We start from the raw sequence: 14,246 nt of genomic DNA on the forward strand, positions 1-14,246 counted from the left end.
TACCTGACCTTAACGAAACGCCCAAACTGATTATTTTCGCGGAAGGGTTTAGCAGCCCTTCGGTTATGGATTAACGTCGATATGCGTTCCCACGAGAATCATGGGAACGAGATAGATGAAAGGAACGTGCGAGGGGCTGCTAGGTTATATTACTCACTCTCTATTGGCGTGAGCTGATCAATCGGCCATCTTGGTTGTGCTTTAACCGATAAATCCGTTGTATCGCCATTTTTAAGCCTCTGCATTCCCGCATAAGCGATCATCGCGCCATTATCGGTACAGAACTCGGTTCTTGGGTAATACACTTCACCACCAATACGTTTCGCCAATGCTGCCAGCTCTGCGCGTAACTGTTTGTTCGCACTCACTCCGCCAGCAATAACAATGCGCTTTAGTCCGGTTTGTTCTAATGCTCGTTTACACTTAATGGATAACGTTGAGCAGACCGCCTCTTGAAACGCATAAGCAATGTCTGCGCGAGTTTGATCATCGTTATCATTCGCTGCGATCGTGTTCGCTGCAAATGTCTTCAGCCCGGAGAAGCTCATATCTAGCCCCGGTCTATCCGTCATCGGACGAGGAAACTTAAAACGACCTGCAGTGCCTTTTTCGGCTAAACGTGACAGCAATGGCCCACCGGGATAATCCAGCCCCATTAATTTAGCCGTTTTATCAAACGCTTCTCCTGCCGCATCATCAATAGATTCGCCAAGGATTTGGTAATCACCAATGCCCATCACCTGAACAATCATGGTGTGGCCACCAGAAACCAACAGAGCAATAAATGGAAATGGCGGTGGGTTATCTTCTAACATCGGCGCCAATAAATGCCCTTCCATATGGTGAACCGCCACCGCTGGAACATTCCATGCGTACGCTAAGCTACGTCCGATAGTCGCACCAACCAATAGCGCCCCCACTAAACCCGGCCCTGCGGTATAAGCCACACCATCGATGTCATCAGAGGTTAAATTGGCCTCTTTCAATGCTTCTTTAATCAGTGGAATGGTTTTCTTGACATGATCCCTTGATGCCAGCTCAGGCACCACGCCACCGTAGTCGGCGTGCAGTTTTACTTGGCTGTAAAGTTGATGAGAAAGCAACCCTTTCTCATCGTCATAAATTGCTACGCCGGTTTCATCACACGACGTTTCTAACCCTAAAATGCGCATACTTTTCTCGGCGTCATCAACATTAAAAAATAAATTTGGCGCAATATTACCTAATCAAACAAAATTTGACCACGATAAAGCTTTACAAAGGTGTACTTCTCGGATTAAAATTCCGCACCATTTTTGATCAAGCTGGTTAATGCCAATCGCTAACGATTCGGCACAGAGGAACCAGCATTAACGAATAACCCCTGAGGTGAAAGGCATATGCCAGTAGTTAAAGTACGTGAAAACGAACCGTTCGACGTTGCACTTCGTCGTTTCAAGCGCTCTTGCGAAAAAGCAGGTATCTTATCTGAAGTACGTCGTCGTGAGCACTATGAAAAACCAACTACAGTTCGCAAACGCGCTAAAGCAGCTGCACAAAAGCGTCACGCTAAGAAGCTTGCTCGCGAAAACGCACGTCGCGTTCGCCTGTACTAATAACTGAATTCTTAAAGGAAATTAGTTATGGCTCTTATTGACCAACTCAAAGAAGAGCAAAAAATAGCGATGAAAGCCAAGGACAAACCGCGCCTTGGCACTATTCGTTTAGCCCTTTCTGCCATTAAGCAACGTGAAGTCGACGAGCGGATCACTCTGACCGACGACGACATAATTGCTGTCATGACGAAAATGGTTAAACAACGTCGCGATTCTGTCGCTCAATATGAAACTGCAAATCGTCATGATCTTGCTGATGTTGAGAAGGCTGAAATTACCGTACTTGAGGAATTTATGCCTCAACCGTTGACGGATGACGAAGTAGCAGCACTTATTGAAAGTGCGATTACTGACTCTGGTGCTGCGGGCATGCAAGACATGGGTAAGGTAATGGGCGTTCTTAAACCTCAAATTCAAGGGCGTGCAGATATGGGCAAAGTAAGTGGGTTGGTTCGCGCTAAACTCGCTTAAGCTCAAAGAAATTTTAGCAAGCCGTGCTATCCTTTTTGGAATGCGCGGCTTGTTCGTATTCGCTATTCTCAATTATTTTAAAAGACCCTAGGATATATGGCTGGACTTATTCCACGTAATTTTATTGATGACCTACTCGCCAGAGTGGATGTCGTGGATATTGTCGACGCCCGGGTAAAGTTAAAAAAGAAAGGCAAAAACTACAGTGCTTGCTGCCCTTTTCATAACGAGAAAACCCCATCCTTTTCCGTTAGCCAAGAGAAACAGTTTTACCACTGTTTTGGTTGTGGTGCCCACGGAAACGCCATTGACTTCGTTATGGAGTTCGACAACCTCGATTTTGTTGAATCCATTGAAGAGCTGGCGAACGGTTTAGGCCTAGATGTCCCCCGAGAACAGCGAAGTGGTGAGATAAGCCACACACCACGAGCAAACAGCGAAGAAAAACGCAGCTTATATGACCTTATGGGCAGTATTTCTCAGTTTTACTCTTCACAGCTAAAAGTCGCCAGCAACAAACACGCCATTGAGTATTTGCAACAGCGCGGACTATCCAGCGATGTTGTACAAAAATTTGGCATTGGTTACGTAGCCGATGAGTGGGACGCCATTCGCAAGAACTTTGGTCAGCAACCCAACATCCAAGAGATGCTGGTTACCGCTGGCATGCTTATCGAAAACGACAAAGGCAACCGCTACGACCGTTTTCGTGGTCGCGTTATGTTCCCAATTCGGGATCGTCGTGGTCGAGTGATTGGCTTTGGTGGCCGCATTACAGGTGAAGGTACACCAAAATACCTTAACTCCCCTGAGACACCAATCTTTCACAAAGGCAAAGAGCTCTATGGCCTTTATGAAGTGCTTCAAGCTCACCGAGAGCCTCAACAGGTATTAGTGGTTGAAGGCTATATGGATGTCGTGGCCTTAGCGCAATATGGGGTAGATTACTCCGTGGCGTCACTAGGCACTGCCACCACAGGTGACCATTTACAGATGCTATTTCGCCAAACCAACACCGTTGTGTGTTGTTACGATGGTGACCGAGCAGGTAAAGAAGCGGCATGGCGAGCATTAGAAAACGCACTTGGCTTTTTGAAAAGCGGCAACATCTTAAAGTTTCTGTTTTTACCCGATGGTGAAGACCCAGATAGCTTTATCCGCAAAAATGGCAAAGAAGCGTTTGAACAAGAGATACAAGATGCAGAGCCACTTTCGACTTACCTATTTAAAAACCTCACTAGTCAGGTTCAGGTAGGCAGTAACGAAGGCAAAGCAGCATTAGAAGCATTAGCAAAACCACTAATAGAGAAAATACCGGACGACCACCTGCAAGCACAGCTATTTAAAATGCTTGGCGAAAAAACCGGACACTTTTTGGAGCATCAAGTCTCGTCAAAAAGAGCCGCAAAGCAGAACCACAGCGCGCCACAAAAAATAGCCAAAACCCCAATGCGGGTAGTCATAGCTTTGCTTGTACAAAATCCGAGCTATAGTGAATTTGTGCCAGATTTAACGGATGTTCGCGAAATTAACATTCCGGGTCTAAGTTTATTACATGATGTGCTTGATAAATGTAATGCTTATCCCCATATCAACACAGGCCAATTAATAGAGCATTGGCGCAATACGCAAAATGAGGCGCTATTATCTCGCCTAGCGAGTTGGGATATTCCACTCGAAGATGATAATCAACAAGATATATTTTTAGACTCACTGGACAATATTCTTGCCCAGTGCGTAGAAAAGCAGATAGAAAGCTTGCAGGCTAAGGCAAGAAGTATCGGTTTATCAACCGAAGAGAAACGGGAGCTACAAGCTTTAATGCTTGATTTAAAAGCGTAACCCATATTGATTAGTCAGCAAGGTTAAAATTTGTTATAATTGGCGGTTTGCGTTTCGCATACTTACACCATCACTCAGACCTGAAGTTGGGTATCGTCTATGGATCAAAATCCGCAGTCACAGCTAAAGTTACTTGTCATAAAAGGTAAGGAACAAGGCTATCTGACCTACGCCGAAGTAAATGACCACCTACCAGCAGAAATCGTAGATTCTGAACAGGTAGAAGACATCATTCAAATGATCAACGACATGGGTATTAAAGTCGTTGAAACTGCACCAGATGCAGATGAAATGTCGCTAAACGATGACAATGTCATCACCGATGAAGACGCAGCAGAAGCTGCGGCAGCTGCACTATCCAGTGTTGAGAACGAAATAGGTCGAACAACTGACCCAGTACGTATGTATATGCGTGAAATGGGTACAGTCGAGCTATTGACTCGCGAAGGCGAGATCGACATTGCAAAACGCATTGAAGATGGTATTAACCAAGTTCAATGTTCTGTTGCAGAATATCCGGGCACCATCTCTTACATCCTTGAACAGTTTGATAAAGTTCAGGCTGAAGAGCTTCGCCTTACTGACATTATTTCAGGCTTTGTTGACCCGAACGATGATGGCACGGTAGCACCTACCGCCACTCACATCGGTTCTGAGCTTGCTGAGTCAGATCTAGAAGATGAAGACAAAGAAGATGCGGATAGCGATGAGGACGAGGAAGAAGAAGATACAGGTATTGATCCAGAGCTTGCTCTAGAGAAATTTACCGAGCTTCGTAACACCTATCAAAACATGCAACTTGCGATCAACGAACATGGTCGTGAAAGTAATGCAACCTCAGCAGCAAAAGAGAGCCTTCTGGAAGTATTCAGAGAGTTCCGTTTGATTCCAAAACAGTTTGATTACCTAGTAAACGAACTTCGTACTTCTATGGATCGTGTTCGTACACAAGAGCGTTTAATTATTCGCCAATGTGTTGAATACGGCAAAATGCCGAAGAAGACGTTTGTACAAGCATTTACTGGTAACGAATCGTCTGACGCTTGGCTAGACCAAGTACTTGCATCAGACAAACCTTATGCAGAAAAAATCAAACGTAACGAAGAGGACATTCGTCGTAGCATTCAAAAACTGGCTATGATCGAAAAAGAGACCTCTCTTCCAGTACAAAGCATTAAAGACATCAGCCGTCGTATGTCTATCGGTGAAGCGAAAGCACGCCGTGCCAAGAAAGAGATGGTTGAAGCGAACTTACGTCTGGTTATTTCTATCGCCAAGAAATACACCAACCGTGGCCTACAGTTCTTGGACTTGATTCAAGAAGGTAACATCGGCCTAATGAAAGCGGTAGATAAGTTTGAATATCGCCGTGGTTATAAGTTCTCGACTTATGCGACATGGTGGATCCGCCAGGCTATTACTCGCTCAATTGCTGACCAAGCACGTACTATTCGTATTCCGGTACACATGATCGAAACGATCAACAAGCTTAACCGTATCTCTCGCCAAATGCTGCAAGAGATGGGTCGTGAGCCGTTACCAGAAGAATTGGCTGAGCGCATGCAAATGCCTGAAGACAAGATCCGTAAAGTACTGAAAATTGCCAAAGAGCCAATCTCTATGGAGACACCAATTGGTGACGACGAAGATTCGCACTTAGGTGACTTTATTGAGGACACCACGCTAGAGCTACCTTTAGACTCTGCAACATCAGGCAGCCTGAAGATTGCAACTAAAGACGTACTAGCTGGCCTAACGCCTCGTGAAGCAAAAGTACTGCGTATGCGCTTTGGTATCGACATGAACACTGACCACACTCTAGAAGAGGTTGGTAAGCAGTTCGACGTAACTCGTGAGCGTATCCGTCAGATTGAAGCAAAAGCACTGCGTAAACTTCGTCATCCTAGCCGTTCAGAAACTCTGCGCAGCTTCCTAGACGAATAAATTAGCAATTGAAAACAGTGTTAAAATTCAATATTTGATTAAAAGGTGAGCAAACGCTCACCTTTTTTATTGAAACTGATTTAAGTGGATAAAAACTAAGCGCAAATACCCCCATTACTCTCTAGACAGCAATGGGTTCATCCCCTATAATCTCCCTCCATTGGCCCCTTAGCTCAGTGGTTAGAGCAGTCGACTCATAATCGATTGGTCCGCAGTTCAAGTCTGCGAGGGGCCACCAAACAAATAAAGGCCTGAGAGCGTTTTCGCTTCTCAGGCCTTTTGCTTTTCTACTCTCTGTGTAGCAAATGTGTAGCAACTCAAATCCAATTGCTACACAGCATTCATAACAACTCTCTTTTCTGTCCTACTTTTAATAGTAATTCTCTTTTCCTCTAGCAATGACTTAATGAAATAAAGAAGAGTGGTTAATTATGACTAAAAAAATGGCAGTCTATTAAGAACTCAGTTCGATTCCCTTTGATAGGTTAGCGTACTTGTCTCTCTATTCAGCTATATACTGCTTACAGTGATGATTGCCCCTATTATCGCTATCGTTTTCTTAATCCCTGCTCCATTTGCTTTTCTGCGTTCTTTCCGTATTAAACAACGTTATCAGGCAACCTCAACCAAAGATGACCTTAACGGCTTAAGCTAGATTCAATTTGAAGGGTTATTAGATGAATACTACCGACAGCAAGGTTATCAGGTAAAACAGAACTTTAGCCAACAGCCCGACGGTGGTGTAGATATAGAGCTAACCAAGTTCGGCAAAGTCAGTTTAGTTCAATGTAAGCACTGGAAAGCACGAAAAGTAGGTGTAAAGGTTATTCGTGAAATGTATGGCGTCTTGCTGGATAGAAGAGCGGATAAAATGATTATCGCCACCTCTGGCGAGTTTACGCTGGATGCCCAACGATTCGCGCAAGGAAAAGGCTTAGAACTTATTAACAGCTCTCAGCTAATCTCTATGCTTGAAAAGGCCAAATCCCCTGTTGTTGAAGCCTCAGAAGCGATAGAGCCACAACTTTCCTTTTCAGAAACCACAACTCCACCAAAAAACTTAATCTGCCCTCGATGTAGCTCTGATCTTGTATTGAGAACCGCCAAACGAGGGACTAATGCAGGTATGCAGCTTTATGGATGTTCTCAATTCCCAAAATGTAAGTACACTCATCCTTAATACTTAACAGAGCGATAGATGAGCTCAAATTGATTTTGGGGATCTAGTAAAGCTTGTCTTAGCTCTATAGGTGGGGTAGTTGAGTTGCGATTAATATTTAATCTTTGAATAATACTTTTAATTAGTTGTATTTTATCCTTGGGGAAATTCAAACCTAACGTGATACTTGCTATTACTGAGTTTATTTCATCAGAATTAATATCCGGATAACTATAGTCACTGTAATAAATCTTACTTTTTTTATGTGAAAACAACCTTACTTCTTTTTCATACTCCCAATCCTTATTCTTTGTTAGAAGGTATTGATTAAATATATACTGATTATCTTTTCTTAATTCAGCATAGTCATAACTTACTTTGCTCATTCCAACACCATTTGGTAGTTCACCACCAAACCAATATTCCACCATGATCCCTTGATGCTGTTCAGCATAATGTGACCACATTAGCATAGAATTGTCATTATTGGTCAGTGAGCATATTCGATAGTTGGAGCAAATCAATGACTCTTCTCCTATGTCATCTAGCATAGGCATTTCGATAGGATCATTCAGTTGTTCTTTCTCTGCCAAATAGAAATATTGATTGGTCAATGAGTCGATAGTATTGATATTAAAAGGTTGATATTTAAAACCATGACTTCTTCTTTTAAATGTAAAAATTTCATGTTTGAAGTGATTACATAAGGATATATTGAATAGTTCCTTTAAAAATTCAAACTCTTTATCATCTATACTCAACCCATTTACTTTATCTATGATTTTCACATAATTAGATATAATTACATCATTAAACTCCTTTGAACTTATCATAAGTCCTAAGGCGATTTTATAACATTCGTATGCCTCATGATAGTTTTTCAACCTCTCATAACAGACACCTAATTGGTTATACTCTGTCATATAAATAGGAAGTTTTTCTTTAAATTCATTAATTTCATCTATTGCTTTTTGGTAGTGACTTGCGTCTATTAGTAATGCCATATACCGATTAAAATCATTTCTGTCACAATCTCCCTTATCAGTTTTCTCAGTCAACTCTCGAAGATCATTTCCATTACATTCATTTTCCCAGACACTCTTAAGCCGAGCTATTTCTTCCTTTAAATCATTGTACATCCAATAATCAATAGCTTTTCTTTCACTCAAAACCCTATCAACACATTGAAATTCAGGATTAAATTGAAAACTAGATAAAATATTTTTTCTCTTATATTATCTTTAATTTTGGCTATACTAGAGTATGCTTTAAAAAACTCAAACAATACCTTTTCTTCATCTCTTAAATTGTCGCTACGGGAAGTAACTTCGTCATAAGTTCTCTTGCATAATTCATTTCCTTGAAATAACTGAGATAATAAATATTGTAGATTGCATACTTGATCATAATTGAGATAGTTATCATCCTCATGTCTTTGTTCAAAAAGTTGGATAACATCTGAATATGCTCTTGCACGAAAAGCCGAAGCTATTACTCCATTTGTTGTAAATCTTGCTTCTTTATCTTTCTTTTTAGATTCTTCGAAGCTCGCCTTCTTTTTGAGAAAGAGTGCTTCATTGTCCTCGGATAAAACCTCATTAGTTTGAAAATCGAACACCTTGTCAGCGGCTTCCTCTAGTGAAATTATTCCATCTTCAAGGTAAGGTCTTAAAGAATCATAACTAATAGCATTATTTTTGGCTTGCCGAATAAGCTTTTCTCCTAGCTCAATTTCTCCTAAGTGGTAATACGTAAAGGCAAGCAATCCATTTTGATTTCTAGATTCTGAAGCAAGTAATATTTCTTTAAACAATTGCCAGTCTTCTATCGAGAACTTAGAACCAAAATCTTCATATATGTATGTATTTATGAGCTTATACTTTATTTTATCTAGCTCCCCTCTTTCCAAGTCCAACCTTAAAGATCTAAGAAGCAAAATTTCGTTATCTCTTCCTGAGACATAGTATAAGTTCCAAAGAGATTGAGAGTTGTTTTCATCATACTCGATTGACTTTCTATAGAAATCAGAACATATATGATATTTATCAAAGGAGTTATATATCTCATGTCCAATTTCCCCTAGATACAAATAGGCATCAGATATATTCCCACTAACCTCTAGTATATAGTTCCAAATTAAATCAGTGTTTTCTTTTTTTGATAACTCACAGAAATAATAATAACCCGGATATTTGTTGTTTCCAGATGTTTTCCAACAATCATTTAAAAATAAAAGCTCAGAGAACCTCTTATCATTAATCCATTTCGCTATATTTTTGTCGGTGGGCTGCATCATATTAAAAACTCCTTAATCTCTCACTAGAAAAGTACACTTAGAACTCACATAGTCAAGAGACAATTTCAAAATTTACCAATTTAAATCATGCAGTTATGATAACTTGAATATCATTCCAAACAACAACCTTATGTAAAAAGTATACCTACAGACCCTCAAGCAATGAAGGACACTCATTTGATCGCAAGTCAAGTAATCATGCACACCCTTTTTAATCATCAAGTCAATGAGCCAAATACTATTTGCAATCTCGATAAGTATTCGCTTTACATAAAATACACTTATTCACAGAACTCCACGTTAAAAAGCATGACGCATTTGAGATTCAACACTCAACGAGGACATCCATCCTAACAAACAACTTTATGAGACAGCTATTAGGTCTGTTTCATAAAAATCAGAAGTGTCCCGTGACAGCGAAATTTTCTTAAATACCAGTAATGCTAAATCGACTATGTTGGCAAAAACTAGCTTAAAAGTAGCTTAAAAGGACACACACCTTAAGCGCTTAAAGGTAAGCGCTTAAAGGGACACACATCTTAAAAAGAAACAAAAAACGCCACTACCTAACCTCTCACCTTCAACAGGCACTCAACGAGGATGTTCATCCAAATAAACGAGACTGTAATTTAATTAGTGTATCTGCTTATAGTTAAGCCAGTCATGGCTAAGGATAAGCAACATGGGTAAGAAAGATCTAGAAGCATTTGCACGTGAAGCTGCCAAGTCAATCAAGACACCTGCTGATCTTAATATCTTCTATACAAAGTACATTCTTTTACAATTCTCTCCTATTAACAGATTCAATTATAATCAACTGGTGACATAGTTAACGTTTTCATATAACTGCATAACGCTATCATTATTAATTCACAAAAATTAAAGGTAATGAGTCAGTCTATGAAACTAAATCAAGTATTAACACATACCAATCAAGTTGAACGCTCTAAATTTGTTAACTGCATAGACAAGTTATGCCAGGACTCAAAAGATGATAAAGCCCTTACCAACCAATTAGACAAAATTGATGGTCAATTAAAAGCAGCCTCCGGAAATGAAATTACTCAGCTATTCAGCTTAGTAAAAGGACACTTCAAAAAATTTATTCAAGAACAAATCGCATTAGGTGGCCCTCAAGTATCTCTATTGATAAACATTCTCTCTCGTGATGGAAATTGCATCGCCACCGTCCCATGGATTGAATCTTTGTATGCGAAAGAGTACAAAGAAATTAACCAGCTAAGTAATGACATATTAAAAGAAATAGATGAATCTGAGTCAGTAGAATTTGATCGTACAGCCAGACTTAAAATCTATCGTGACTGCATGTATGCCGCGTTTAACAATGATCTAAAATCAAATCGAACAGCTAAAGTATCAGAAGATGAGCGTACCGTTCTAAATGTACTTTCTGAAGGTCTGAATTTATCTAGAGAAGAAATATACGCGCTAGAACACTCTGTAGATCCTATCCCAGAACTCGGGATTGATCACGCGTTAGAGTATTTACGTGAGAGAGGTATAATTTTAATTAATAGACGTCGCTCAGAAGTAATGATTGCCGACGAAGTTGTCACTATTCTTCATGAACTACTCGGTAAAGAACTACCTGACAAATATGCACTTAGAATTCTACGTTCTTTATCTGATGCAGAGCTATCTCATATTCTTAAAGCTCATGGACATAAAATCAGAGGAGTAAGCAGGCAAGATAAAATATCAACTATTGCTCATTCAGGCTTATCAATTAGAAACATCCTCTCAAATGATCTCCATGCTGAAGATTTAACTCAGAATCAACGTAAAGACCGTATCAAACAATTGATTGAAGATATGAGTTTAAACGTCCAACGTATTGGTACTCGCTTACAAGACCGAATAGATGTCCTTATCAATTACCTCAAAGCAAGTGAAGAAGAAGAGTTTAATACGCTTAGTGTAAGTGGGAACAAAGAGTTATTAGAACGACTAAATACAACGTCTCCAACTGTCGAAGAAAGAATCAGAGCTGACTTTGAAATTGAAAACAAAGAAGCACTAGATCCTGAAAAACTCAAAGCTCTTGGAATTACGCCATTTGATATCTTATATCTCTACAACAACGATGAAATTAAAGTAATTCGAAATGAAATGGGCTTACCTAAAAAAGGCAATCCTAGAGTTCAAATTATCGATAGCTTCGCGAGCGCAAATGACCGATTAGTAGAAAACTATCATTTATTAGCATCTAGAGACCTACAAGGTCTAATTTCAGCTGGAATTGATATTAAAGAAGCAGATATTGGTATTAAGTTCGAAGAAGCTACACGCTCTATTCTGGAGCAATTAGGGATGACTGTAGATGAAGACCTACGAAAAGATATCAATACTGCTAAAGACAAAGCCGATATCATCGTCTCATTGGAAAATGATGACGTTATCGTAGGTGAAGCAAAATCATTTAAAAACGGGCAATTTGCTAAATATTCATCAACTTCAAGACAGGTGAAAGCTTACGTAAAACGCTGTGAAGCAAATGGGCACAGAGTTGCACAAGTACTCATTGTTGCCCCTGCTTTCTCTGATGACTTTATAGATGCGGCGGATATGGATACAGAGATTAATATCTCTTTGCTAGAAGCAGAAGGATTACAAAAAATATTAGCGGCTTATAAGCAAAGACGAAACCCTAATTTTTCAGCGAAGCTTTTAACTAAAGGTGGACTATTGAAAGCAGATTTAATATCTAAGTCCATTTAACTGCATTAGCTAGCAATAAGCTTTTGCTATTCAAAATGGATAGCGATGAATTAGTCGCTATCCATTTTTGAGCATAGTCGATAGTCGCATGACCCTGTAAATAGAGGATTTAAAGGACACACACCTCAAAAGAAAACAAAACACTCAACTACCTAGCCTCTCCACTTCAAGCAATCAAGAAACAAATCAAACTCTTATTGCACGCTACCCGTCATTTTTATACTCTAGCGAAGCACTGGCAAAATCCAGTTTGGAGATTAGAGACCTCCTTTATAAACATAGGCGCATTGATAATCAGCTTTGTTGATTTTATGTGCGGCTTCGGCATACCTGAAATTTATGGTGGGCTGGGCAGGGGCGCTTAGGCGCGCCGTTTCCTATGTAACGGTAGTCTCTAACCTTGTTCAGTCCACCACCCAAAGATTAGAGACCTTTGTGTGGCGGAACAAATTCCACATAGGAGGTCATCATGACCCATCAAACCCAACCCGATTTTTACCAACAAGTAGAAGACTTCATTCTCTGTGCGGTTGCCGATAACTCAACAGAGGATCACGCGACCAATACCGAGATTGCTCTGTTTCTGTTAACTCTGCTCTCTAGCTACAAAAAAGAGCAGTTAAACCAAGCTCAGCAAGGTTGTTGAACCGCTTAATTTGTCCATTTGTACAGCTTGTTTAGGGATTGGATCATGATGATCCAAATGCGAAATAGGCTGTACACATGAGGTTTATTGAGTGACTTCCATTTGTTAATTAGCATCTATAAGATTTTCTTCAATATCAATGCCATTGTGCAAAGCGACAATAAACTGCACAGTCACCTTCGCACAACTATGGGCATACACTTCTTTCTCTAGATTCATTAATGCCTCAAATGTCGCTTACATCAGATACTAGGGCCAATGTCATGTCATATTCATCAGTACAACACCCTTCAAAGCAAAACACCTCTTGGATAGATATCTTTATGTGTTGGTGCGCGGGTATATTTGCTGCAATGCAATTTGCTAAATACTCTATCTCTTACGATAGTTTGCTTCTGTTTTACCAAAAAGATGGCGCAGAGATCGGTGCTCTACTATCTATAGTTGGTCTTGTTGGTATCTTCTTTGGTGTCATTGCTGGCGTCCTCTCAGGCAATTTGGGTTATAGAAAGGTATTGATCAGCTGTTTGGTTATTGGTGGGATTTTGTCGTTGTTCCAATCTTTTCTACCCAATTATTCTCTGTTGTTCGCAAGCCGAATCTTAGAAGGCGTATCTCATTTAGGCATTATTGTTGCTGCACCGACCTTAATGTTACGTAGCGCAGCCAAAAAACATCATTCCTTAGCCATGGGGATTTGGGGAACATTTTTTGGTGTTGCTTTTGCAATTTCTGGTTGGCTAGGCAATTCCATTTTAAATCACTATGGTTTGTCCGCTTTGTACCTCATCCATGGTGCTATCTCTGTGCCAATACTGGCCTACTTTTTAATCTTCACCAACAAAGGGCAACCAAGCCAGCCTATCACCCGCTCTATACAAGTTAAAAACCTTCTAAAAGAGACAGTTCAAGTCTACTTAAACCCTCGTACATGCTTACCCGGTGTTGTTTTTTTATTCCACACCTGCATGTTTGTATCATTGCTGACTTTCATTCCAAGAATGTCACAAGATCATGATATCCGAGATATGTTATTTGTTATTCTTCCACTTTGTAGCATTGCAGGTACTTTCCTTTCAGGTGTTCTGTCTCAATACTTTTTCCGTCCTTCATACCTCGTGTTTTCTGCCTATTGTGGCGTTGCGGTCACAACATTTATGACCGTTACCTACGCTGACATGCCATATCATTTTATCTTTTTTGCCCTGTTACTTTTGCTACTCTCAGGTATTGTGCAAGGAGGGGCATTTACGTTAATTCCTGCTCTATCTAAAAATGTGACAGAGCAAGCCATGGGTAATGGTTCGATAGCTCAATTAGGCAACCTTGGCGCTACAGTCGGCGCCCCTCTGTTTGCATCAATCATTGATTATTCAGGCAATATCGGGATCTTTTATACGGTATTTATATTGAGCGTAATGGGTTGCAGTGTTGCGCTGATAGCCGCAAAAGTACACGCTAGCTAATTTATCGGAAGGGACATGTTAAATGAGAGTCTAGAACGACATTGCGTTCCCTGCACAGACTCTAAAGCTTGAACCGTCTTCAATTGTT

11 protein-coding genes and 1 tRNA gene are annotated in these 14,246 nt (G+C 40.3%); 9 read left to right on the top strand and 3 right to left on the bottom strand.

Going from position 1 to position 14,246, the window contains the following annotated elements:
• Nucleotides 1–149 precede the first annotated feature (149 nt).
• On the bottom strand, nt 150–1,172 hold the full coding sequence (tsaD, locus tag CHJ_RS12580) for a tRNA (adenosine(37)-N6)-threonylcarbamoyltransferase complex transferase subunit TsaD (RefSeq protein ID WP_171752603.1): 1,023 nt from the start codon (nt 1,170–1,172) through the stop codon (nt 150–152).
• A 207-nt stretch (nt 1,173–1,379) separates the two neighbouring features.
• Between tsaD and rpsU the strand changes: the two genes are divergently transcribed.
• The 6 genes from rpsU (at nt 1,380) to CHJ_RS12610 (ending at nt 7,032) form a co-directional block, all read left to right on the top strand.
• Nucleotides 1,380–1,595 (top strand): 30S ribosomal protein S21, encoded by a 216-nt coding sequence (gene rpsU, locus CHJ_RS12585; protein WP_001145625.1) that lies wholly within the window; start codon nt 1,380–1,382, stop codon nt 1,593–1,595.
• 27 nt (nt 1,596–1,622) lie between these two features.
• Nucleotides 1,623–2,066 carry a GatB/YqeY domain-containing protein gene (locus CHJ_RS12590; protein ID WP_317917818.1) on the top strand — a complete coding sequence of 148 codons (444 nt, stop codon included), beginning with the start codon at nt 1,623–1,625 and terminating at the stop codon, nt 2,064–2,066.
• Between the two features lie 96 nt (nt 2,067–2,162).
• Complete coding sequence (dnaG, locus tag CHJ_RS12595) at nt 2,163–3,908, top strand: DNA primase (protein WP_317917819.1); 1,746 nt, start codon at nt 2,163–2,165, stop codon at nt 3,906–3,908.
• 99 nt (nt 3,909–4,007) lie between these two features.
• Nucleotides 4,008–5,852: an RNA polymerase sigma factor RpoD gene (rpoD, locus tag CHJ_RS12600; protein WP_171752600.1), complete on the top strand. Its 1,845-nt coding sequence runs from the start codon at nt 4,008–4,010 to the stop codon at nt 5,850–5,852.
• A gap of 162 nt (nt 5,853–6,014) precedes the next feature.
• Nucleotides 6,015–6,090 (top strand) — tRNA-Ile (locus CHJ_RS12605).
• 417 nt (nt 6,091–6,507) lie between these two features.
• Nucleotides 6,508–7,032: a restriction endonuclease gene (locus tag CHJ_RS12610; protein WP_317918119.1), complete on the top strand. Its 525-nt coding sequence runs from the start codon at nt 6,508–6,510 to the stop codon at nt 7,030–7,032.
• Here CHJ_RS12610 and CHJ_RS12615 read toward each other — a convergent pair.
• Both CHJ_RS12615 and CHJ_RS12620 read right to left on the bottom strand, forming a co-directional pair.
• On the bottom strand, nt 7,029–8,180 hold the full coding sequence (locus tag CHJ_RS12615; protein WP_317917820.1) for a DUF2971 domain-containing protein: 1,152 nt from the start codon (nt 8,178–8,180) through the stop codon (nt 7,029–7,031). The genes CHJ_RS12610 and CHJ_RS12615 overlap by 4 nt on opposite strands.
• Nucleotides 8,177–9,307: a hypothetical protein gene (locus CHJ_RS12620; RefSeq protein WP_317917821.1), complete on the bottom strand. Its 1,131-nt coding sequence runs from the start codon at nt 9,305–9,307 to the stop codon at nt 8,177–8,179. The genes CHJ_RS12615 and CHJ_RS12620 overlap by 4 nt, the downstream gene beginning before the upstream one ends.
• Before the next feature lie 900 nt (nt 9,308–10,207).
• Here CHJ_RS12620 and CHJ_RS12625 point away from each other — a divergent pair.
• The 3 genes from CHJ_RS12625 (at nt 10,208) to CHJ_RS12635 (ending at nt 14,158) form a co-directional block, all read left to right on the top strand.
• Nucleotides 10,208–12,046 (top strand): hypothetical protein, encoded by a 1,839-nt coding sequence (locus tag CHJ_RS12625; RefSeq protein ID WP_317917822.1) that lies wholly within the window; start codon nt 10,208–10,210, stop codon nt 12,044–12,046.
• A gap of 469 nt (nt 12,047–12,515) precedes the next feature.
• Nucleotides 12,516–12,692 (top strand): hypothetical protein, encoded by a 177-nt coding sequence (locus tag CHJ_RS12630; protein ID WP_171754875.1) that lies wholly within the window; start codon nt 12,516–12,518, stop codon nt 12,690–12,692.
• Between the two features lie 263 nt (nt 12,693–12,955).
• Nucleotides 12,956–14,158: an MFS transporter gene (locus CHJ_RS12635; RefSeq protein ID WP_317917823.1), complete on the top strand. Its 1,203-nt coding sequence runs from the start codon at nt 12,956–12,958 to the stop codon at nt 14,156–14,158.
• The last annotated feature ends 88 nt before the right edge of the window (nt 14,159–14,246 follow it).

It is taken from the genome of Vibrio sp. MACH09 (assembly GCF_033238805.1).
Classification (GTDB): Bacteria; Pseudomonadota; Gammaproteobacteria; order Enterobacterales; family Vibrionaceae; genus Vibrio.